This window comes from Amycolatopsis sp. GA6-003 (genome assembly GCF_046267895.1).
Classification (GTDB): domain Bacteria; phylum Actinomycetota; class Actinomycetes; order Mycobacteriales; family Pseudonocardiaceae; genus Amycolatopsis.
Genome location: NZ_CP176499.1, coordinates 8,889,939 through 8,911,795 on the forward strand (window position 1 = coordinate 8,889,939; position 21,857 = coordinate 8,911,795).

The 21,857-nt window shown below is 70.9% G+C and carries 20 protein-coding genes; 7 read left to right on the plus strand and 13 right to left on the minus strand.

The annotated features are described in order from the left end of the window. Positions 1 to 65: 65 nt before the first annotated feature. Both F9C12_RS40215 and F9C12_RS40220 read right to left on the minus strand, forming a co-directional pair. Positions 66 to 920: an alpha/beta fold hydrolase gene (locus F9C12_RS40215; RefSeq protein WP_409463931.1), complete on the minus strand. Its 855-nt coding sequence runs from the start codon at positions 918 to 920 to the stop codon at positions 66 to 68. Positions 921 to 1,007: 87 nt separating this feature from the next. After that, positions 1,008 to 1,340 carry a VOC family protein gene (locus F9C12_RS40220; protein WP_409463932.1) on the minus strand — a complete coding sequence of 111 codons (333 nt, stop codon included), beginning with the start codon at positions 1,338 to 1,340 and terminating at the stop codon, positions 1,008 to 1,010. A gap of 140 nt (positions 1,341 to 1,480) precedes the next feature. Between F9C12_RS40220 and F9C12_RS40225 the strand changes: the two genes are divergently transcribed. From F9C12_RS40225 to F9C12_RS40240, 4 genes are all read left to right on the plus strand, one after another. Beyond that, entirely contained in the window at positions 1,481 to 2,134 is a 654-nt protein-coding gene (locus F9C12_RS40225; protein WP_409463933.1) for a TetR/AcrR family transcriptional regulator, read from the plus strand. Positions 2,135 to 2,519: 385 nt separating this feature from the next. Then, positions 2,520 to 4,043 carry a Re/Si-specific NAD(P)(+) transhydrogenase subunit alpha gene (locus F9C12_RS40230; RefSeq protein ID WP_409463934.1) on the plus strand — a complete coding sequence of 508 codons (1,524 nt, stop codon included), beginning with the start codon at positions 2,520 to 2,522 and terminating at the stop codon, positions 4,041 to 4,043. 21 nt (positions 4,044 to 4,064) lie between these two features. Then, positions 4,065 to 5,483, plus strand: a complete 1,419-nt coding sequence (gene pntB, locus F9C12_RS40235) for a Re/Si-specific NAD(P)(+) transhydrogenase subunit beta (RefSeq protein WP_409463935.1) — start codon at positions 4,065 to 4,067, stop codon at positions 5,481 to 5,483. A 14-nt stretch (positions 5,484 to 5,497) separates the two neighbouring features. Next, positions 5,498 to 6,472, plus strand: coding sequence for an NADPH:quinone oxidoreductase family protein (locus F9C12_RS40240; protein ID WP_409463936.1), 975 nt, complete (start codon positions 5,498 to 5,500; stop codon positions 6,470 to 6,472). Between the two features lie 277 nt (positions 6,473 to 6,749). On the opposite strand, the gene F9C12_RS40245 is transcribed toward F9C12_RS40240, so the two are convergent. From F9C12_RS40245 to F9C12_RS40255, 3 genes are all read right to left on the minus strand, one after another. Beyond that, positions 6,750 to 7,583, minus strand: a complete 834-nt coding sequence (locus tag F9C12_RS40245; protein WP_409463937.1) for a helix-turn-helix domain-containing protein — start codon at positions 7,581 to 7,583, stop codon at positions 6,750 to 6,752. 53 nt (positions 7,584 to 7,636) lie between these two features. Continuing rightward, positions 7,637 to 8,512 (minus strand): NADP-dependent oxidoreductase, encoded by an 876-nt coding sequence (locus tag F9C12_RS40250; protein ID WP_409463938.1) that lies wholly within the window; start codon positions 8,510 to 8,512, stop codon positions 7,637 to 7,639. Positions 8,513 to 8,609: 97 nt separating this feature from the next. Further along, positions 8,610 to 11,600, minus strand: a complete 2,991-nt coding sequence (locus F9C12_RS40255) for a BTAD domain-containing putative transcriptional regulator (protein WP_409463939.1) — start codon at positions 11,598 to 11,600, stop codon at positions 8,610 to 8,612. Between the two features lie 80 nt (positions 11,601 to 11,680). On the opposite strand from F9C12_RS40255, the gene F9C12_RS40260 reads away from it, so the two are divergent. After that, positions 11,681 to 12,859, plus strand: a complete 1,179-nt coding sequence (locus tag F9C12_RS40260) for an MFS transporter (RefSeq protein ID WP_409179547.1) — start codon at positions 11,681 to 11,683, stop codon at positions 12,857 to 12,859. A 232-nt stretch (positions 12,860 to 13,091) separates the two neighbouring features. After that, a complete protein-coding gene (locus F9C12_RS40265) occupies positions 13,092 to 13,316 on the plus strand; it encodes a hypothetical protein (protein ID WP_409463940.1) in 225 nt (74 codons plus the stop codon). A 97-nt stretch (positions 13,317 to 13,413) separates the two neighbouring features. Here the strand turns inward: F9C12_RS40265 and F9C12_RS40270 are convergent, their stop codons facing one another. The 8 genes from F9C12_RS40270 to F9C12_RS40305 are packed head-to-tail and all read right to left on the minus strand — an operon-like array spanning position 13,414 to position 20,623. Further along, positions 13,414 to 13,911, minus strand: a complete 498-nt coding sequence (locus F9C12_RS40270) for a GNAT family N-acetyltransferase (RefSeq protein WP_409179549.1) — start codon at positions 13,909 to 13,911, stop codon at positions 13,414 to 13,416. After that, the gene (locus F9C12_RS40275; protein ID WP_409463941.1) at positions 13,908 to 15,095 is read right to left on the minus strand and encodes a M20 family metallopeptidase; all 1,188 of its coding nucleotides are present in this window, start codon (positions 15,093 to 15,095) and stop codon (positions 13,908 to 13,910) included. Before F9C12_RS40275 ends, F9C12_RS40270 begins: the two co-directional genes overlap by 4 nt. After that, positions 15,092 to 16,159, minus strand: coding sequence for an LLM class flavin-dependent oxidoreductase (locus F9C12_RS40280; protein ID WP_409463942.1), 1,068 nt, complete (start codon positions 16,157 to 16,159; stop codon positions 15,092 to 15,094). The genes F9C12_RS40275 and F9C12_RS40280 overlap by 4 nt, the downstream gene beginning before the upstream one ends. 4 nt (positions 16,160 to 16,163) lie before the next feature. Then, positions 16,164 to 17,054, minus strand: coding sequence for an ABC transporter substrate-binding protein (locus tag F9C12_RS40285; RefSeq protein ID WP_409463943.1), 891 nt, complete (start codon positions 17,052 to 17,054; stop codon positions 16,164 to 16,166). Next, complete coding sequence (locus F9C12_RS40290; RefSeq protein WP_409463944.1) at positions 17,051 to 17,770, minus strand: ABC transporter ATP-binding protein; 720 nt, start codon at positions 17,768 to 17,770, stop codon at positions 17,051 to 17,053. Before F9C12_RS40290 ends, F9C12_RS40285 begins: the two co-directional genes overlap by 4 nt. After that, complete coding sequence (locus F9C12_RS40295; RefSeq protein ID WP_409463945.1) at positions 17,767 to 18,612, minus strand: ABC transporter permease; 846 nt, start codon at positions 18,610 to 18,612, stop codon at positions 17,767 to 17,769. The genes F9C12_RS40290 and F9C12_RS40295 overlap by 4 nt, the downstream gene beginning before the upstream one ends. Next, on the minus strand, positions 18,609 to 19,604 hold the full coding sequence (locus F9C12_RS40300; RefSeq protein WP_409463946.1) for an NrtA/SsuA/CpmA family ABC transporter substrate-binding protein: 996 nt from the start codon (positions 19,602 to 19,604) through the stop codon (positions 18,609 to 18,611). The genes F9C12_RS40295 and F9C12_RS40300 overlap by 4 nt, the downstream gene beginning before the upstream one ends. Further along, complete coding sequence (locus F9C12_RS40305) at positions 19,601 to 20,623, minus strand: ABC transporter substrate-binding protein (protein WP_409463947.1); 1,023 nt, start codon at positions 20,621 to 20,623, stop codon at positions 19,601 to 19,603. Before F9C12_RS40305 ends, F9C12_RS40300 begins: the two co-directional genes overlap by 4 nt. Before the next feature lie 139 nt (positions 20,624 to 20,762). Here F9C12_RS40305 and F9C12_RS40310 point away from each other — a divergent pair, with 139 nt between their 5' ends. Continuing rightward, entirely contained in the window at positions 20,763 to 21,545 is a 783-nt protein-coding gene (locus tag F9C12_RS40310) for an IclR family transcriptional regulator (protein WP_409463948.1), read from the plus strand. Positions 21,546 to 21,857 lie beyond the last annotated feature (312 nt).

Sequence of the window (21,857 nt, forward strand, 5' to 3'; positions counted from 1 at the left end):
CGCGGTGAACAATCTCCGAAGAACTGCCCGGAGTGCGGTTTCCGTCGACCGGATCGGCCGCTGCCTCAGCCTGCGCTGGTTTCGGCCAGGAACGCGGTCAGTTCCTTGGCCAGCCGTTCCGGCTGGTCCTCGGGGATCAGGGTGCCGCTGTCCGGGATCTCGACGAGGCGGCCGTCCGGGAACAGTTCGGCGAGCCGCCGCCCGTGGTCGGCGGGCATCATCCGGTCCTTGCCCGCCCAGACGACCAGGACCGGCCGCTCGTACGTCCGCAGCCGCCCGGTCCATTCGAGCAGCACCCGCCGCGGCGGGCTGCCGGTGGCGAACTTGACCATGTCCCGCCGGATTGCCTTGTCCCGCAACGCCGGAGCGAACCAGCCTTCGAGAACGTCGTCGGGAATCCGGCTCTCGCACATCCCGCCGTACGCGGCCTTGGCGTGCCGGTAGAACGAGGTCCGGGTGGCTTGGGCGTGCAGCCACGGTCCGCCGGGGAGCCGGAGCAGGCGGACGGCCAGTCGCGCCGGTTTGGGCGGGAAGTTGTCGAACGCCTCGCACGCGACCAGCGCGAGCCGTCCGACGCGGGCGACGTGCTCGGCCGGCGCCAGCCCGTCGGCGACGAGGAATTGGCCGCCGCCCCAGTCGTTGAGCACGACAGTCGCGTCGCGGAGGTCGAGTGCGGCGAGGAATTCGCCGAGCAGCCGCGCGACGCCGAACTGGGTCAGGTCCGCGTCCGGCCGCATCGGGGCGAGGTGCGCGCCGAGCGGCAGGGTGGGCAGGACGCAGCGGCAACCGTCCAGCAAGGGGACGACCTTGCGCCATTGCGTGCCGGACATCGGGAATCCGTGCCCGAACACGAGGACCGGGCCGGAGCCGCCGGTGTCGGTGTAGTCGATCGGCCCGGCGGACAGTTCCACGCGCGGCATCGGACCTCCTCGGGTCTCGCGACTAGAGCGATCGCTCTAGTCGCGAGGTTAGGCCGGTCCGGGCCGGCCGGTCAAGCAGGTTCCGGCTCAGGCGCCGCTGAACACCACGCGGTTTCCGTCCGGGTCCGCGAGCGGCAGAATGCGCGCGCCGCCGCCGGGTCGCGGCCCGTCGTGGGCGACCCCGGCCTTCGTCGCCCGCGCGGCGACCGCGTCGAGATCCGTTTCCTCGAAGACGACCGTCGACCGCCCGGCTCGCCCGGGTTCGGACCACACCTGCAGGCCGAATGTGTCGCCGAGGTGCCATTCCAGGAGTCCGGCCATGGGGCGGGCGTCGGGACCGCGCTCGAACAGCGCGGCGTACCACTTCTCGGCGCGAGCGAGGTCGGAGACGGTGCACTGGGCGAGTACTCGACGGATCATGGCTTCCCCTTCGAAGTGATTGCGAACTGCAAGCGCTGCCAGGAGACCACGAGTGCTGGCGAAGTGCAAGCACTTGTCGCGCTTGCCCTGTTCAGCGGGTTATTATGAGCAAAAGCTCACCGCTGCCGAGGAGGCTCGCGATGCCCGGAAAGCGGCTCCAGCCGCGCAAGGAACCCCAGCAGGTGCGCGGCGAACTGACCCGCCAGCGGATCCTCGCGGCCGCCGCGCAGGTCTTCGCCGAGCAGGGCTACGCCGCGGGCACCACGAACCGCATCGCGGAGCGGGCGCGGGTGTCGATCGGGTCGCTGTATCAGTACTACCCGAACAAAGACGCCATCCTCGTCGCGCTGACGGCGCGGCATCTCGACGCTGGCGCGGAAACCCTGCGCCGGCACCGGGAAACGGCCGGGCTGCCGAGGACGCTCGAGGACGCGCTCCGCGAGATCGTGCACGCGGCGGTCCAGAACCACCTCGACGATCCGCAACTGCTGCGCGTGATGGCCGAACAAGCCCCGCGCTCCGCGGAATTGCTGGAGCAGGTCGCCCGGTACGAGGAGGAGCAGATCGCCTATGTGCGCGGGCTGCTCGAGCGCTCCCCGGAAGCGCACGTGTCCAATGTGGACATGGCGGCGCGGCTCGTGGTGAACACGGTGGAACTGCTCGTGCACAAGCTGATCGCCGGGCCGGAGCCGCTCGATCTTCCCGCGTTCGAGGACGAGCTGACGGCCATGCTGACCCGGTACGCGACCGCGGGCTCCGAGCGGAGCAACGGAGTGGGCCGCCCGGTCGGCTGAGCGCGGGGCGGCCGGTTGTCAAGTGGCGGACATCACTGCAGACGTCGTGATCGATCCGGCTGCCGATCCGCGGCCGGGCCCGCAGCGGCGGCGGCCGAGGCCCGGCGGGGCGGTTCAACCGGGTAGTCGGCGGTTTCCCGGCCCAGTGCCGCGGCCCCGGGGGCAGCGCGGGGGATCCGGCAGCCGCGATCGCCCGCGGCTATGACCGTGATCTCGTCGCGCTCGCCGCCGAAAAAGGGGCTCCGGTTGGCTGCCGGAGGCCGGGCGGCATGGGAGTATCCAGCGCATCTGTACCTGAAGCGGGCGAAGTCGGACCAGGTGGCGACCCAAAACGCCGTCAGGCCCGGCCGGCGGATCTTCCGCGAACGAGCGGGAAGGAGACGGCATGCTGATCGGGGTGCTCAAGGAGGCCCAGCCGGGGGAGACGCGCGTCGCGGCGACTCCGGAGACGGTGGGCAAGCTGCGCGGGCTGGGCTATGAGGTCGTGGTGGAGCCGGGCGCGGGTTTGGCGTCGGGGTTCTTTGACGAGGCGTATGCGGAGGCGGGTGCGACGGTCGGGTCGGTCGCCGAGGCGGATGTCGTGTTCGGGGTGAATGCGCCGTCGTCTGCGCAGTTGGATGCGGTGAAGTCGGGCGGGACGGTGGTGAGTCTGCTGTCTCCGGCGTTGAAGCCGGAGCTGGTGGAGGATTTGGCGCGGCGGCCGGTCACGGCGTTGGCGATGGATGCGGTGCCGCGGATCTCGCGGGCGCAGTCGCTGGATGTGCTCAGCTCGATGGCGAATATCGCGGGGTATCGGGCGGTGGTGGAGGCGGCGCACACGTTCGGGCGGTTTTTCACCGGTCAGGTGACCGCGGCGGGGAAGGTGAACCCGGCGAAGGTGCTGGTGGTGGGCGCGGGTGTCGCGGGTTTGGCGGCGATCGGGGCGGCGGGCAGCCTGGGGGCGATCGTGCGGGCGACGGACCCGCGTCCGGAAGTGGCGGATCAGGTCGCGTCGCTGGGCGGGGAGTATTTGTCCATCGAGGACCCGAACGCGGAGGTGTCCGCGACGGGGTACGCGAAAGAGATGGGCGAGGACTACAAGGCGCGGGAGAAGGAGCTGTACGCGGCGCAGTGTCGCGAGGTCGACATTATCGTGACGACGGCGTTGATTCCGGGTCGTCCGGCGCCGCGGATCATCACGGCGGAGATGGTGGCGTCGATGAAGCCGGGTTCGGTCATTGTGGACATGGCGGCGGCGAACGGCGGGAACGTCGAGGGCTCCGTCGCCGGGGAAAGCATCGTGACCGACAACGGGGTGACGATCCTCGGCTACACCGACCTCGCCGGGCGGCTTCCGGCGCAGGCGTCGCAGCTGTATGGCACCAACCTGGTGAACTTGATGAAGCTGATGACGCCGGAGAAGGACGGCCAATTGGTCGTGGACTTCGAGGATGTGGTGGTCCGGTCGATCACGGTCGTGCGCAACGGCGAATTGACGTGGCCGCCCCCGCCGGTGCAAGTCTCCGCGGCACCGCAGAAACCCGCGGCGGTGGTGAAGAAGGAGGAGCCGGAGAAGCAGCCGATGTCCTCCGGCCGCAGGCTCGGGGTCGTGCTGGGGATCGCGGCGGTGGTGCTGGTGCTGGCGGCGTTGGCTCCGGCGGCGTTGTTGCCGCATTTGACGGTGTTCGCGTTGGCGATCGTGATCGGCTATTACGTGATCGGGCATGTGCATCATGCGTTGCACACGCCGTTGATGTCGGTGACGAACGCGATTTCCGGGATCATCGTGGTGGGCGCGCTGCTGAACCTGGTCAGCGGCAACACGGTGGTCGTGGTGCTGGCGGCGGTGGCGACGTTGCTGGCGACGATCAACATTTTCGGCGGGTTCGCGGTGACCCGCCGGATGCTGGCCATGTTCTCCCGCAGCTGACCACGGAAGGCGTCTTTTCTGATGACTGTGCACACTGCCAGCCAGGCCGCCTACATCGTGGCCGGGCTGTTGTTCATTCTCGCCCTCGCCGGATTGTCCCGGCACGAAACCGCCCGGGTCGGCAATTATTTCGGGATTGCCGGGATGATCGTCGCGTTGATCGCGACCATCGCCCAAGCTGTCACCGGGGAGATCACTGGGACGTCGATCGCGTTGATGATCGTCGCGATGGTGATCGGGGCGGGGATCGGGCTGCGGCGCGCGGCGGTGGTCGAGATGACCGGGATGCCCGAGCTGATCGCCCTGCTGCATTCGTTCGTCGGTCTCGCCGCGGTTTTGGTGGGCTGGAACGGCTACCTGCAGGTCGAGTGCGACCCCGCCGGTGGCGAAGCCCGCCACCTGGAAACCCTGGGGACGCTGGGGATCCATCACGCTGAGGTGTTCATCGGGGTGTTCATCGGTGCGGTGACGTTCACCGGGTCGATCGTGGCGAACCTGAAGCTGTCGGCGAAGATGAAGTCCGCGCCGTTGATGCTGCCCGGCAAGAACGTCCTGAACCTCGGCGCGCTGGTGCTGTTCGTCGCGTTCACCGCCTGGTTCGTGATCAGCCCCGCGCTGTGGCTGCTGATCGTCGTCACCGTTCTCGCGCTCGCGCTGGGGTGGCATCTGGTCGCGTCGATCGGCGGCGGCGACATGCCGGTGGTCGTGTCCATGCTGAACTCGTATTCCGGTTGGGCCGCGGCGGCGTCGGGGTTCCTGCTGGAGAACGACCTGCTGATCATCACCGGCGCGCTCGTCGGCTCGTCGGGTGCGTATCTGTCCTACATCATGTGCAAGGCGATGAACCGGTCCTTCATCTCCGTCATCGCGGGCGGGTTCGGGATCGAAGCCGGACCGTCGGGGGACAAGGATTACGGCGAGCACCGGGAAATCACCGCGGAAGGCGCGGCGGAACTGCTCACCAGTGCGTCCAAGGTGATCATCACCCCGGGCTACGGGATGGCGGTCGCGCAAGCCCAGTACGGGGTCGCGGAACTGACCCGCAAGCTGCGGGACAAGGGCATCGACGTCCGCTTCGGCATCCACCCCGTCGCCGGACGCCTCCCCGGGCACATGAACGTGCTGCTGGCCGAGGCGAAGGTGCCGTATGACATCGTGCTGGAGCTGGACGAGATCAATGACGACTTCGCCGACACCGACGTCGTCCTCGTCATCGGCGCCAATGACACCGTGAACCCGGCCGCGGCGGAGGACCCGGGCAGCCCCATCGCCGGAATGCCCGTCCTCACCGTCTGGGAAGCGGAGAACGTGATCGTGTTCAAACGCTCCATGGCCTCCGGCTACGCGGGCGTGCAGAACCCGCTGTTCTTCCGCGACAACTCCGCGATGCTCTTCGGCGACGCCAAAGACCGCGTCAACGACATCCTCTCCGCGCTGTGAACCAGGAGAAACGCATGAAAGCCGTACACATCAAGGATCTCGAAGGCCCGTCGACCGTTTCCGTGGTCGAAGCCGAGGCCCCCGCGCGCGGCGCCGACCAGGTGCTGATCGACGTGCACGCGGCCGGAGTGTCCTTTCCGGACTTGCTGCAGACGCGCGGGCTGTACCAGGTGAAACCGGAGCTGCCGTTCGTCCCGGGCGCGGAGGTCGCCGGGGTGGTGGCGGAGGCCCCGGACGGCGCGGCGGTCAAAGCCGGGGACCGGGTCGCGGCGCTGCCGTTCCTCGGCGGGTTCGCCGAGCAGGTCGCGTGCGCGGCGGACGCGGTGTTCCCGATCCCGGACGACCTTGCCTTCGATCAGGCGGCGGCGATTCCGTTCAACTACCTGACCGCGCACTTCGCGCTGTGCCGCCGCGGCCGGATGGCGGCCGGGGAAACGGTGCTGGTGCACGGCGCGGCCGGCGGGGTCGGGACGGCGGTCATCCAGGTCGCGAAGGCGTTCGGCGCGGGCAAGGTGCTCGGCGTGGTGTCGACGCCGGAGAAGGGCGAGGCGGCGGTCGCGGCCGGGGCGGACGAGTACGTGCTGGCGGACGGGTTCAAGGACGCGGTGAAGGCGGCGACCGGCGGCCGCGGCGTCGACGTGATCGCGGACGTCGTCGGCGGCGACCGGTTCACCGATTCGCTGCGCTGCCTCGCCGCGGACGGGCGGATGCTGGTCATCGGGTTCACCGGCGGGTCGATCCCGGAGGTGAAGGTGAACCGGCTGCTGCTCAACAACTTGGACGTCGTGGGCGTCGGGTGGGGCGCGTACGCGCTGCCGCGCCCGGGGTACCTGCGGGGACAGTGGGCGGAGCTGCTGCCGAAGCTGGCCGAGGGCGCGATCGTGCCGCCGCTGGGCGGGAGCTACCCGCTGGCGGAGGTGCGGGAGGCGCTGGAGGTCATCGAGAACCGGAAGGCGATGGGGAAGCTCATCCTGGCTGTCCGTCCCTAGTGGACTGACGCCGCACGAGGCCCCGGGCGTCTCCGGCGGTGCATCGCCGGAGACGCTGGGCGGGGCGTCCATAGTGGACTTGCGGGGTGCGAGGTCCTGGGTGCCGACGGTGCCTAGGAGGTCGAGGTCGATGCTGCCCGGCGGGGTGTGGTCGTGACCCCGTGAGTCCATAGTGGACTAGTGGGCTGCGAGGTCCCTGAGTGCCGACAGCGCCCAGCAGCTCTAGGTCGGTGCTGCCTGGCGGGGCGTGCTCGTGACCTCGTGAGTCCACAGTGGACTAGCGGGGTGCGAGGTCCTGGGTGCCGACGGTCCCCAGCAGGTCGAGATCCGTGCTGCCCGGCGGGGCGGTGAACCACAGCAGGCGCTGGCCGCCGTCCTCGCTGAGCAAATTCATGCAGTCGAGTTCGAGGACGCCGAGCGTCGGGTGCACGAGCCGTTTGCGGTCTGTGCGGCGGACGGCGACCTCGCGTTGTTCCCAGAGGTGCGCGAATTCCTCGCTGCGGGCGCGCAGCGTCGAGAGGAGTTCGCCGGCCAGGGCGTCGCGGCCGCGTTTGGCGAGCGCGGCGCGCAGGTCGGCGACGAAGACTCGCGATTGGTGCTCGTGTTCGTCCGGGTGGTAGCGCAGCCGCGCGGCCGGGTCGGTGAACCACTGGTAGACGAAGCTGGCCTGGACGCCGTCGCCGGGCACGGGAGCGCCGAGGAGTGCCTCGGCGAGCCGGTTCTGCACGAGCGGGACGCTGAGGTCGGTCATGATCTGCGCCGGGGTCGCGGTCAGCTGCCCGAGGAGGTTGAGCAGGGCGGGCTGGACGTGCGCGCTGCCGCTCGACGCGGGCGGCAGCGGGCGGCCCGCCAGGTGGTAGAGGTGGTCGCGCTCGTCGCTGGTCAGCCGAAGCGCCCGGGCCAGCGCGGCGAGCATCTGCTCCGACGGCTGCGTGCCGCGGCCCTGCTCCAGCTGGCCGTAGTAGTCCACCGAAGCGCCGGCCAGGGTGGCGACCTCGTCGCGGCGCAGCCCGGGCACCCGGCGGCGCGGCCCGGCGGACAGGCCGACGTCCGCCGGGCCGATCCGGTCGCGCCGCGACTTGAGGTAGACGCCTAGTTCGCGCAGGTCCATGCCGCCACTATGCCTCCGGGCCAGCGGCCGCATCCAGGCGTCGCCGGCACCACTCAGGCGACGCGGAGCAGCACCTTGCCCCGGGCGTGGCCTTCGCCGAGGTAGGCGAGCGCCGGTGCGCCGTCTGCCAGCGGATACGTCCGGTCGACGAGCACTTCCAGGCCCAAGTCCGCCACTTTCGCCAGCCGGGCCGCGTCCGAGGTGTGGAACACGAACTCGGCCCCCTCCGCCGGGGCCGGGGTGGTCACGACGAGCCCGCCCGGTTTCACGACCCGCCGCGACCGGGCCCCGACCTCGCCGCCGACGGTGTCGAGCACCACGTCGATTCCGCGGAGCCGGCGGTCGAACTCGGTCTTCCGGTAATCGAGGACCTCGTCGGCGCCGAGTTTTTCCGCGAGCGCGACGCCCGAACCGGACGCGGTCGCGACGACCCGGGCGCCGAGCAGGCGGGCGATCTGGACCGCGAAGCTGCCCACGCCCCCGGCCGCGGCGTGCACGAGCACTGTCTGTCCGGAGTGGACGTTCGCGATCTCGGCCAGCGCCTGCCACGCGGTCGCGGCGGCGGTCGGGAGGCCGGCCGCGGTTTCCAGGCTGATCCGCGACGGAGCCGGGGCCAGCTGGCCGGCGTCGAGCACGATCTGCTCGGCGAAAGCGCCGCCGGTGCCGGGGTCGAGGCGGCCGATCACCGGGTCGCCGATCTGCCAGCCGGGGCCCGGGGTCGCGATTCGGCCGGAGAAATCGGTGCCCAGGACATAGGGGAGGGTGACCGGGAAGAAATCGTGCATGGCGCCGGAGGCGATTTTGCGGTCCAGCGGGTTCACTGCCGCTGCCACGACATCGACCACGACCTGCCCCGGTCCCGGTGTGGGGGCGGGGAGGTCGGTGAGGGTGGCTTCGGTGCCGAAGGCGGTGAGGTGCAGTGCTTTCACGGGGTTCGCTCCAGTCCGGCCGCCGGGGTGCGGCCCTGGTGCCAGGGTGCGGCGGCCGGGGCCGGGGAGCTAGGCGGCGGTTGTCCTGGTGCCGGCGTCACCACCGAGCCGAAACGAACTCCGCGGCCTTGACCGACAACTGGGCGCCGCGCTCGAATTCCGCAGCGAAGGCGGAATCGCCGAGGGCAGCTCGGGCGGCTTCGGTGATCCGGTCGACGTCACCGCGTTCGGCAGGCGGGAGCGGCGCGCCGACACTGCGCCGCGCCGCGTCCGCCGCACCGAGCAACAACGCCGCGGTTTCCGGATCCGCCGTCCCCGCCAGCCCTTCCAGCGACAGCGCGACCGCACGCGGTTCGTCCAGTTCCCGCGCGTATTCCAACCCCTGCCGGTGATATCTCTTCGCCTGCACCAGATCTCCGCGGAGTTCGGCGACGAAACCGAGTTCCGCGTACAGCAAATGGTCGCCCGCCGTCGAGGACAGGCCGCGGTATTCGTCGCGGATCCGGGTCAGCCGGCGTTCGGCGGCATCGAGGTCGCCGGAGCGGCGGGCACCCAGCGCCAGGCCCATTTCGGCGTGGATGCGGCCGTAGGTGTAGCCGTGGTCGGCCGCGATGCGGAGGGCTTGTTCGTGCAGGTCGCGGGCTCGGTCCCAGTCGCGTTCGAGCAGTGCCAGGCGGCCGAGGCCGGACAGTCTCGCGGACACTTCCGCTCGCAAGTCCAGTTCGCGCGCGATGGCGAGCCCTTCGTGCTGGCGGCGCGCGGCATCGGCGTAGTCGCCCCTGATTTCCGCGAGCGCGGCCAGCGGCGGGATGGTCTGCATCTCGCCCCACCGGTCGCCGAGGCGGCGGAAGATCTCGGCACTGCGCACACCGTCCCGGTCGAGTCCAGCGAGATCGCCGCGGACCAGGCTGAGCATCGCTCGCAAGCCGAGCGCTGCGGCGACGCCCCATTCGTCGGCCTCGGCGGTCGCCAGGGCGAGGGCGCGTTCGTTGGTTTCGTGGCTGGCGGCGACTTCGCCGACGCTGAACAGGCTGTAGGCGCGCAGCCACAGCGCCCGGGCGCTGTCCGGGGAATCCGGCGGGGCCGGTTCGCCGGTCAGCAGGGCGAACGATCCATTGAGGACAGTGAGCTCCGGATTCGGCCCGGCGGCCCGCAAAACGGCGGACAGCATCCGGCGGCCTTCGGTGAGCCTGCCGCGCAGCAGCCACCACCAGGACAACGCCTTGGCGAGCCGTACTGCCTCGGCAGGCGACCGGGAGATCGCCTCGTCCAAGGCCGCGCGCAGGTTGCCCGCTTCGATGTCCAGCCGGGCCAGCCACCCCCGCTGCTCGGCGCCGTGCAAGCTGGCGTTCTCGGCGATTCGCAGGTAATGCCGCAGGTGTCGGCTACGGGTGGCAGCCGGATCCGCCAGCCGCTCGACGGCATACGCGGCAACGGATTCCAGCAGCCGGTACCGAATCCCGGCCGGTCCGTTGGCGACGGACACGAGCGACCGGTCGACCAGCCGCAGCACGAGATCGACCACGTCGCCGTCGCCCGCGCAGACGGCTTCGGCGGCGGCGAGATCGAAACTGTCCCGGTGGACGGCCAGTCTGCTGAGGACAGTCCGCTCCGGATCGCTGAGCAGGTCCCAGCTCCAGTCGAGCACCGCGCGCAGGGTCTGCTGCCGCGCCGGAGCGCCGCGCGACCCTCGGGTCAGGACGGCGAACCGGTCGTTGAGCCGGGCCGCCAGTTCCCGCACGCCCAGACCGCGGACGCGGGTGGCCGCCAGTTCCAGCGCGAGCGGAAGACCGTCGAGGCGGCGGCAGATCTCGGCGATCGTGCCGGCGTCGCCCGCGAAATCCGGGGCGGCGGCGGTGGCGCGTTCGGTGAACAGCCGGACGGCGTCCGCGGGCGGCAGCGGTTCGACGGCGAACACGCTCTCGCCCGGCAGGCCTAGCGGTTCCTGGCTGGTGGCGAGAATGCGCAGGTCGCGGGTGGTGCGGAGGAGTGCTTCGACGAGTTCGGCGGCGGCTTCGACGACGTGTTCGCAGTTGTCCAGGACGAGCAGCGTCCGCCGGTCGCGCAGGGCCGCGGCGAGGCGTTGGACCGGCGACGCGGAGTCGGCCGAGTCGCGGATTCCGAGGACGGCGGCGACCGTTTCGGCGAGGTCGGCGGCGGAACCGCGCACGCCCGCGAATTCGACCAGCCACACGCCGTCCGGTGCGGTGCGGGGAGAACTTGCCGCGGCCACCGCGAGCCGCGACTTCCCGACTCCGCCCGGACCGGTCAGCGTCACCAGCCTTGCCGACAGCCCGGTCAGCCGGGCAAGCGCTTCTTCCCGGCCGATCAGCGGGGTCAACGGGAGGGGGAGGTTGCCGCGCGGTTCGGTGCCGAGTTCCTGCCGCAGCAGCGATTCGTACAGCGCGCGCAGCTCCGGGCTCGGGTCGACGCCCAGCTCATCGGCGAGCCGGGTGCGAAGTTCGGTATACGAGGCAAGGGCTTCGCTCTGCCGTCCGCGCAGGTACAGCGCGCGCATCTGCGCGGCCCGCAAGCCTTCGCGGAGCGGATGCCGCGCGATGACGTCCGCGAGGTCGTCCGCGGCGGAGTAGTCGCCTGCTTCGACCTGGGCTGCGGCTTGTTCCTCCACTGCGGACAGACGCAGCTCGGACAACCGATGCGCGGCGGGCCGGGCGAATTCCTCGTCGGCGAAGTCGGCGAACGGCTCGCCTCGCCAGAGGGCCAACGCCTCGGCGAAGCGCGCCGCGCGGGCGTGGGGGTCGGCTGTCGCGCGAGCCTGGGCGACGAGCTTTCGGAACTCAGCGGCGTCGGAGTGCTCGATCCGCAGCCGGTACCCCGCGGGTTGCCGCTCGATGCTTTCGCGGCCCACGATCCGGCGCAGCTGCGACACCTTGGCTTGCAACGCGCCCGCCGGTTTGCCCGGCGGACGGTCGCCCCAGAGGTCTTCGACGAGCCGGTCCGGGGCGACCGGTCCGCCGTCGTGGGCCAGGAGCGTCGCGAGCAGGGCCCGGACCTTCGCCTCGGGCACGGTGACCAGCGCGCCTGTCTCGTCCCACACCGCGAGCGGGCCGAGCACCCCGAACCGCATGCGTCGCTCCCGTTCGCGCCGTCAGACCACCGTCAGCCGATCGTAAGCGTTCCCGAAGGCCCGGTCCGCAGAGTGGGCGCATGAGCAACACCTCAGTCTCCGTCGCGCCCACCCAGCGGCTTCCGCTCTTCGCACTGCTGTCCCTCGCCACCGCGGTGTTCATCACCAGCCTCACCGAAACACTGCCCGCCGGCCTGCTGCCCGCGATGAGCGGCTCGCTCGGCGTCAGCGAATCCGCGACCGGCCAGACCGTCACGGTCTACGCGCTGGGCACCGTGCTGACCGCGATCCCGCTGTCCACGGCCACCGCAGGCTGGCGGCGCAAACGGTTGCTGCTGACCTCGATGGCCGGATTCGCCGTGGCCAACACCGTCACCGCCGTGTCGTCGGAGTACAGCCTGACGATGGTGGCGCGGTTCGTCGCGGGCGTCGCGGCCGGTCTCGCGTGGGCGCTGCTGGCCGGATACGCCCGCCGTCTGGTGGCGCCCGTGCTGCAGGGCCGTGCCATTGCAATCGCCATGGCTGGTATCCCAGTGGCGCTGTGCCTCGGCGTGCCCGCCGGGACGTTCCTCGGCCAGCTCGCCGGCTGGCGCACCGCGTTCCTCGCCATGACCGGGCTCACGCTGGTGCTGCTGGCGTGGATCACCGCGGCGGTGCCGGACTTCCCCGGCCAGGCCGGGGGTGCGCGGCCGAAGATGCTGCCCGCCTTGCGGATCCCGGGAGTTGCCGCGGTCCTGTTCGTCACGCTGGTGTTCGTGCTGGCGCACACCGTGCTGTACGCCTACCTCGCCACCTACCTCACCGGCCTCGGCATGGGCGACGACACCGACCTGGTCCTGCTGACCTTCGGTCTCGCGTCGATCGTGAGCATCTGGATCGTCGGCGCGCAGATCCACCGGCGGCTGCGGCTGCTGATGGTCGTCAGCTCGCTGCTGGTCGCCGTCGCCGCGGCTCTGCTCGCGACCGAGCCCGCGCTGGTCTACGCGGCCGCCGCGCTGTGGGGCCTCGGCTGGGGCGGGGTGCCGACCCTGCTGCAGACGGCGGCGGGCGAGGCGGGCGGCGCGTCCGCGGACCCGGTCCAGGCGATGCTCGTCACGCTGTGGAACGCCGCGATGGCCGGCGGCGGCGTCGTCGGCGGGGTGCTGCTCGACGCGGCGGGCAGCGGTTCGTTCCCGTGGGCGGTGCTGGTGCTGATGGCACCGGTGCTGGCGGTCGTCCTGGCCGCGCGACGGCACGGCTTCCCGGCGCGGGGCGCTTGACGCCGCTGTCCCGGGCGATCTTGGATGGAGCCGTGCCAGAGCCGAGTCCGGGGTGGACACCGCGGCTGTCGGGTCGCTGGCGCTGGCGGTTGTCCTGCTGATCGCGTTCGGGACGGTGGAGAGCCGGACCGCTCCTGCTCGGTGGTAGTCCTCCGGTGCCCGGGCGTCGCCTACGGGAACGTTGCCGCGTTGTTCCACTTCGGCGGGCTGTACGGGCAGAAGGTCTTGGGCCATGCGTCGCTGGTCGCCGGGCTGGTGCTGGTGGGCATCGGGTCGACCGGATCCTCGGTGGCAGCATCGGGCCGAGGCTCCGGGCGATTCCGCCGCGCACGATGCTCGGGCGGTGCTGGCCGGACAGGGCGTGTTCCTGCTGCCCTGGCTGGCCGCGACGAACGGCTGGCTGGCGGTCCTGGTTGCCGTCCGCGCCTTCGAGTTGCTGCGCAAGGAAAGGCGTTAGACCCACTTCGGGAGGTAGACCGTTTCGCGAATGGGCTTCGCGAGCGGTTCCACCACCTCGCCGCCGGTGCCTTCGCCTTGCTGCGCAGGGAAAATCGTTAGATCCGCTTCGTCAGGTAAACCGCCCCGCGAATGTGCTTCCCGAGTGTGTTCGCGGGCGGTTCCGTCACCTGGTACCCGGCGCGGCGGTACATCGTCAGGTTCCGCTCGCTGCCCGCCCCGGTGTAGAGCACCAGGCTCGCGGCCTGCGGCGGGGCCTGCCGTTCGGCGTAGCTCAGCAGCCACCGGCCGACGCCCTGTCCGGCGAGGTCGGGCGCGACCATCAAGCGGCCGATCTCCCAGCGGTCCTCCTCGAGGTGCGCGCGCACGGCGGCGACCAGCCGCCCGCCGATCCGGACTGTCCACACGCGAGTGGTCTCGATCCAGCCGCGCACGGTGTCCAGGTCCTCGTGCAGGGCGGGGACGTCGAAGGTGTCGTTGACGATCGCCTGCGGGACCCAGCAGCATCGTTGCAGCACCAGGAGCTCGGCGGCGTCGGACGGCTGGGCTTCGGACAGCTGGGCATCGGCGAGCGGCAAGGCGGCGAGGTCGGTCACGTCTCTTGATCTTGCGCGCCGCCGCGGCCGCTGTCCACCGAATATCCGAGCCTCCGTTGCGCGAGTTCGGCCAGCAGCGTGGCGCCGTCGGGGAGAACGGAGTCGTCGAATTCGGCGTCCGGCGCGTGGTTTCCCGGTGCGGTCGCGGGATCGCGGCCGGGCGGGCAGGCTCCGACGCTGGTCATCGCTCCGGGGACGGCGGCCAGGACCCGGCCGATGTCGTCGGACACCAGCGCGGGTCGGGTGGTGCGGACGAATCGCTCCGGGCCGAAGACGTCGTGCACGGTGGCGCGCACGAAATCCGCTTCGCCGGCGTGGTTCACCGTCGCCGGATAGCCGGGCCGGTAGGCGGTGTCGGCGCGGATTCCGTGGGCCTGCGCGACACCGTGCGAGGCGCGTTCCACTGCGGCGGCGAGCCGGTCGAGCGTTTCGTCGGACATCGCCCGGAGCGTCGCGTCGAGCTGAGCCTCGGCGGGGATGATCGTCGCCTGCGTCCCGGCGTGGACGCTGCCGACGGTCAGGACCACGGGTTCCTGGACGTCGAACTCCCGGTTGACCACCGCGTACAGCGCGGTGATCAGGGCACCGGCCGCGGGCACCGGATCGGCGGCGCGGTGCGGCCAGGCCCCGTGCCCGCCCCGGCCGCGCAAGGTGATCGTGACACTGCCGGACGCGGCGAGCGCGGGACCGGCAGTGTTCGCGAAGGAGCCCAGCGGGGACGAAGCGGCGGAGTGCAGCGCGTAGGCGGCGATCGGGTTGCTGCCGGTCGCGTCGAGGAGACCTTCTTCGAGCATGTGCCGCGCTCCGTCGTGGCCCTCCTCGCCGGGCTGGAACATGAGCAGCACGTCGCCCGCCAGCCGGTCCCGGCGGGCGGACAGCAACCGCGCCGCGCCGACCAGCATCGCCGCGTGCTGGTCGTGTCCGCAGACATGCCGCGGCCCGCCGGGGAACGGCAATGCGTCGAGGTCGGCGCGCAGCAGCACAGTGGGGCCGGGGGACCCGCCGCGCACGATCCCCACCACGGAGCTGAGCGCGTCGCCGAGACGGATTTCGAGCGGTAATCCGTCGAGGGCGGCGAGGACGGTTTCCTGGGTCCGCGGCAGGTGCAACCCGACTTCCGGGGTCGCGCGGAGGCGGGCTCGGAGCTGAGGCAGCTCGAGGTCCCGGGCCGCCGGCGCACTCATCCGCGCAGCTCCGGCAGGATCGTTTCGCCGACCCGGTATGCCTCTTCCAGCAACGGATTCCCGGACAGGATGAACACGTCGACCCCGAGATCGCGGAATTCCGCCAGCCGCTCCAGCACCTGCTCCGTGCTGCCGACCACCGCGGTGCCCGGGCCCGGACGGAACAGGCCCATGCCCGGCCACAGGTTGGGATGCTCCTCGAGTTCCCGCGCGCGGGCCGGGACGACGCCGCCGTGCTGGCGGAACTGGCGGCGCCAGCCTTCGCCGTCGTTGGCGGCCGCGTCGCCGAGCATGCGTTCGTAGGTGCTGGTGCTCGTCACGTCGAGGAGCCGGTCGGCGGCGGCCCACGCTTCCTCCTCGGTGTCCCGGACGATCAGGTGCAGCCGCAGGCCGAGCCGGAGTTCGCGGCCGTGCGCGGCGGCTCGCTCGCGGACCCGCTCCAGCTTTTCCTTGAGCAGATGCGGAGGCTCGCCCCAGGTCAGGTACACGTCGACGTGCTCGGCGGCCATCTCGATGCCGGCCGGGGAGGAGCCGCCGAACCACAGCGGGACGTGCGTGCCGCCGTCCGGGACCAGCTCGCGCAGTCCCTGTCCGGCTCCGGTGAGTTCGTAGAACTGTCCTTTGTGGTCGAACGTCTCCCCGGCGGTGAGGCGTTTGACCAGCGACCAGTATTCGGCGCTGAGCGCGTACCGCTCGTCGTGTTCCAGCTGCAGCCCGGCCTGCCGCAGCGCGGGGGTGGAGCCGTTGACCACGTTGAAGCGCAGCCGGTCCCGGCCGAAGAGCTGCTCGAAGGTCAACGCCATTTTCGCCAGCTGCGTCGGCGAAATCAGGCCGGGATGCACGGCGAGCAACGGTTTGAAGGACGGCCGGGTGACCGCGGCGAGCGCGCTGGCGAGCGGCCACACGTCGTAGAGGTCGGTGGCGAACAGCGCTCCGTCGAAGCCGATGCGGTCGACCGCGGTGCCGAGCTGCTGGAGATATGTCAGATCGACTTCGCGCCGTCCTTCGGGCTCCCACGGATAGGCGCCTTCGCGGGGGATGAGATACCACAGGATTTCGGTCACGAGGTCAGCCCTTCACGCCGAGTGCCGCCGCGACGGCCTGGTCCAGTCCCGCGTGCCGGATCTGGGCGACCTCGATCGGTTTCGCCAGGAATCCGGCCTTCGCCAGAATGTCGGCGGCTTCCTGCTGCTCGGCGAGGAAGGCGTCGCTCACCGGCTCGAGTTGCCATGGCAGCACGGCCAGTGCGGCATGCCAATCCTCGGCGCTGCCATCTTGATCGCGGGCGGTGAAGTCCGCCGCTTCGGTCAGGTGCCGGGCAACCCAGTCGTCGGCCTGCTGCAGTGCTTTCACGACGGTGCCGACGATTTCGGGCCGCGTGTCGGCGAAGTCGCGGCGGGTGAAGAACACCGAGCGGTCCGCGATCACGTCTCCGGCTTCGCTCAGCGTGCGCCCGACACCGGTGCGACGGGCGGCGGACAGTTCCGCGCCTTGCGCCACCCACGCGGCGATGCGGCCGTCGCGGAGGTCGTCGGCGGAGGACGGTCCGGCTCGGCGCGCGGTGATGTCCTGTCCGTAGTCGAGTCCGTGGCTGCTCAGGAGCTTGCTGACGAAATGGGTCTGCCACGAGCCGATCGCGAGGTCGACGGTCTGGCCCTTCAGGTCCGCCGCCGTCTGGATGTCTTCGCGCACCAGCAGCGCGCCGTGCCCCGGCCGAGGCGCGGAGACGGCGGCGTAGACGAGGTCGTGGCCGTCGGCCTGGGCGGAAAGCGGCGGGGTCGAACCGGTGCCGCCGAAGTCGATCCGGCGGCCGGCGAGCGCGGCCGCGGTGTCGAGCCCGCCGATCCGGTGCCATTCGGCCTGCTCGCCGAGCGGCTCCAGCAGCTTTTCGAGGAATCCCAGCCGGGACAGGTGATACAGCGACGGGTTGTGCGGGTGGACTCCGATGTGGACAGTCATGGCGAGGTCTCCTCGAGCGAGTGCACGCCCAGGTCGGCGAGCAGGCGGGAACGGAGGGCGGCGAAAGCGGGATCGGCCGGGTCGCGGGGCCGGTCGAGAGCGACGCGTTCGTCGGTGATCAGGCGTCCTTGGCGCAGGACGCCGATGCGGTCGGCGAGCCGGATGGCTTCGTCGACGTCGTGGGTGACCAGCAGGACTGCCGGCCGGTGTACGCGGCACAGCTGTTCGACGAGGTCTTGCATCCGCAGCCGGGTCAGCGCGTCGAGCGCGGCGAACGGTTCGTCGAGCAGCAGCAGTTCGGGTTCGCGGACGAGGGCGCGGGCCAGCGCGACCCGCTGCGCCTCGCCGCCGGACAGGGTCGCGGGCCAAGCGTCGGCGTGGTCGGCGAGCCCGACCTCGGTGAGCGCGTCCAGCCCGGTCCGGCGGGTGGTACTGCCGCGCGGCATCCCGACCGTGACATTCGCCAGCACCCGTTTTGACGGCACCAGCCGGGGCTCCTGAAATACCACCGTGCGGATCTGAGGTACCAGCACCGTGCCGCCGTCGGCGCGGTCGAGGCCGGCCAGCAGCCGCAGCAGGGTCGTTTTCCCGCTGCCGCTGGCGCCCAGCAGCGCGAAGAACTCGCCGCGCTGGATGTCGAGGTCGAGGCTGTCCAGCACCGCGCGGTCGCCGAACCGCCGTTCGAGCGCGCGCAGGTGCACGGCCGCCGCGTTCACCGGGCGCCCCGTCCGACGGTCCGCCACGGCATGACCAGCCGCTCCAGCAGCCGGACCGCGCCGTCGGCGAGCAGGCCGATCACCGCGTAGATCAGGATGCAGACGGTCAGCACGTCGGTGCGCGAGTACTCCTGCGCGGTCGACATCAGGTAGCCGATGCCCGCCGTCGAGTTGATCTCCTCGGCGGCGATGAGCGCGATCACGCTGAGCGTCATCGACAACCGCAGCCCGGACAGCAGCGACGGCAACGCGCCCGGCAGCACCACTTCCCGCACGAGAGCCAACCGGCCCATGCCGAACGTCCGCATCGCTTCGAGAAGGCCGCGGTCGGCGTTGCGCACTCCGCCGGAAGTGGAGACATACATGGGAAAACTCGTCGCCACCGCGATCAGCACGACGCGCGCGGTTTCGCCGATCCCGAACCACACCATGAACAACGGGACCAGCGACAGGAACGGGACGGTGCGCAGCAATTGCACGGACGAGTCGAGCAATTCCTCGCCCAGCCGGGAAAAACCGGTGAGGACGCCGAGCGAGAGGCCGACGAGCACTCCGATGGCCAGCCCGGCTCCGGCGCGGGCGAGCGAGACTTCCAGTGCGTCGCCGAGCTGTCCGCTGGTCCACAGTTCGCCCACCGCGGCCAGGACTTGGCCGGGCGAGGCGAGCAGCGTCGGGCTGAGCAGACCGGTGGCCGACCCGGTGACCCAGGCGAGCAGCAGCACCAGCGGGCCGACGACGCGCAGGGCGAGCCGCAGTCCGCGGCGCCGGGTGCGGGTCGCGGGCGCGTCCGGGGTGACGAGCTCGGCCGTCGACGCGACGGATATTTCGGTCGTCGCGGTCACTTCGGGCTCCCGGGCAAGGAGTTCACGTCGATGACGTACGGCTTGACGTCGAAGAAACCATTGGTGATGTGCTGCTCGGCGAAGAATCGCGCGACGTTGTGGAAGCGGTCGAGTTCCGCCGCGCCGATCGGGGAAGTCGGGGTCAGCGCTTTGTTGATCGACTCCGCGACCTTTTTCTGTTCCGGGGAAAGAGCTTCCGGTCCCGTGGTGGTTTTGACGTTCAGGAACGCGCCCGGATCCTGCTGCTGCCGCTGTCCGGCGCCACGCAGATAATCGTACAGCGCGCGCACGATTTCCGGGTGCTGCTCGGCGAATCCGGTGCGCACCGCCCAGACCGCGTAGTTCTCCGAGCCGACCTGGCCGCCGGTCACGAGGAACCGGGCGCCGTCGTCGGCCAGGCGCGGAACCGAGAACTGCGCCCAGGTCGACCAGGCGTCGACCTGGCCGGACGCGAACAGCGGCGCGACCTGGCCGGGCTGCAGGTACACTCGCTGCACCGAATCGATCGGCACGTTCGCCTGCCGCAACGCTTGCAGCAACAGGTATTCGCTCGTTCCGCCGTGCCAGACCGCCACCTTTTTGCCGGCGAGATCCCGCACGTTCTTGATGGGCGAATCGTTCTTGACGAGAATGCCTTCGCCGAGTTTGTCCGGCTGGGTAGCGGAAAAGAGCTTGAAACCGGGATTCTGCGCGAGCGCCGCGGTCGCCGAAGTGATAGAACCGGACGCGAAGTCGAGCGCGTTCGCGTCGAGCTGCTGCGCGGCTGGCGCGAACGGTCCGGCGGTGCCGGTCCATTCGACCGAGGCGTGCACCTTCGCGAGTGCGGCGGCCAGCGAACCGTCTTTGCGGCCCACCGCGAGCAGACCGGAGTTGCTGTCGTCGGGGATGCGGACCTTCACGGTGCCCGCGTCGGCCGCGCTCGACGAGCAGGCTGCGACGCCGGCGAAGGCGAGGACCGCGGCGGCGGCCAGGGCGAGGGAACGGATTCTCATGGTCGGGCTCCGGGGGAGATCGAAGGTACGGGCGGAGTCGCGCGCCGGTCGACGAGCGCGCGGGCGGCGAGCAGCGGTTCGAGGGCGGCCCAGGCGGACACGTCCACCGGACGTTCGAGGAAACCTTGCTGCCGCAGGAAAAGTTCTTGCTGTTCGAGCAAGGACAGCCGTTCGCCGGACAGCGAGAGGCCGAGGTTCGCCGCGGTTTCGGGGCGGTACGCACCGGTGACGCCTTCGGCGCCCGCGCCGGTCTCGCTTTGTAATATCCGAGCGACGTCCTCTGGTCGATCAGCCGCCCATGCGGCGGATTCCAGCAGCAGGGCCAGGAATCGGGCCACGACGTCGGGGTGCTCGTCGAGCAGTCGCTGGTGGACGGTCACCGGTCGCGGAGTGCCGTTGTTGACCCGGGCGCGGCGGTCCGGCACGGCGTCGAGATCGATCGCGACCTTGGCCCCGAACCTGCGGGCGGTTTCGACTGCGACCGCACCCTTGACGTAAACGGCATCGACGACGCCGTCCCGCAACGCGGCCAGCTCGCCTTCCCATTGCCCGACCGGCGAACCGGGCACGTCGACCAGGTGGGCGTCGGCGAGGGTGAGTCCGGCGAGCGACAGCGCTCCGGCGTGGCCGTGCAACGCCATCGCCCGCCAGAAGTCGATCGCGATTTCGTGCCGGGGCACGGCGAGCCGGAGCCCGCGCAACTGTGCGGGTTCGGCGACCGGGCTGTCGGCGCGCACCAGGATGCTTTGGCGTTCTTCAATCCAGGTCAACGCGATCAGCCGGGTCTCGACGCCGCGCGAACGGGCCCAGAGCGCCGGCACGTTGCCGCCCTCGCGGAACAGGCCGGGCAGTTCGTGGGTGAAGTGCGCGTCCCGCTGGTCGGCGGGCAGATCTTGCAACGCGCGCACGCGGATGCCATCCGGGGCGAACTCGCGGGCCAGCTCGCCGCGGTCGGCGGCGATCCCGGTCGCGGTCGGGACGGGACAGCGGGTGAACCAGATTTCCGGCAGGGCGGGCACAGTTTCTCCAGCGGGTGGGGAGGGGAGACGGCCGAGACCGTCGCACGAGCCGTGCCGGGCCGACAATATTTTCCACATCATGAGAGATCTGGTGGCCGCTACTGGTACTAGCCGCCGGATTCTGTGCGAGACTTGCCACATGGTGAGCAAAGCCGGTAACGCGGAGGCCGTGCCCGCCGGAGCGCAGGCGGTGACCAGGGCACTGGGCATGCTGCAGTGCTTCCGGGACAACCCGGGCGACCTCGGCGTCTCCGACCTGGCGCGGCGGATGAACCTCTCGGTCTCGACCGCACACCGGATCGCCCGCACCCTGGCCGCGACGGGTTTCCTGGCGCTGGCCGAGGGCAGTCTGCGCTACCGGCTCGGACCCGCGGTCGCCGAGCTCGGCCAGCTTTCCCTTTACCAGCGCGGAATCCACCTCGCCGCGGACGAACTCGCCGAGGTCGCCAAGGCCACCGGCACCACCGCGGACCTGGCCATCCGCAACGGCACGGACGCGGTGATCCTGGCCGGATCGAGCGTCGCGCTGACCGCCGGGCTCGGCCTGCGCCGCCCGCTGCACTCGACGGCGCTGGGGAAGGTCCTCCTCGCCTGGGCGCCGCCGGGCGAGGACGACCTGGACGCCCTGCCGCCGCTGACGGCCTACACCGAGCGCACGATCACCGACAAAGCTGACCTGCTTGGCGAACTGGACCGCGTCCGTGCGAATGGCTACGCGCTGAACGACGGGGAGTCGGCATTCGGGGTCCGCACGATCGCGGTGCCGGTGCTGCGCGCTTCGGGGCACGTGCACGCGGCGCTGGCGCTTCGGTCCACTTCGGACACGTTGACGGATGACCGGTTGCCGTGGTTCCTTTCGCGGGCGCAGCGGTGCGCGGATGCGTTGGCGGTGTTGTTGCTGGAGCCGGGGCAGCGGTATTGAGGGGCTGAGATCTCAGTCTGCTGAGCTGTTGGACGGCCAGGGTGGTCCTGGTTATTGCACGGCGCGACGCTGGTGCCACCTTGGCTTGGAACGGCTCTGGCACCGCGCGTTTTACGTGTGCTGCGCGGGAGGTTGATGCTGCTGCCGGGGCTGGGACAGAGATATCAACCCTTTGAACTGTTCGACGCCGGGGCGGCCCTGGTATTGCACGGCGCAACGCTGGTGTCACCTCGGCCTGGGCCGGGGGTGGCTCTGGTGCCGCGCGATTTCCTTGTGCTGCGCGAGATGTCGATGCAGTGCTGCCGCCGGAGG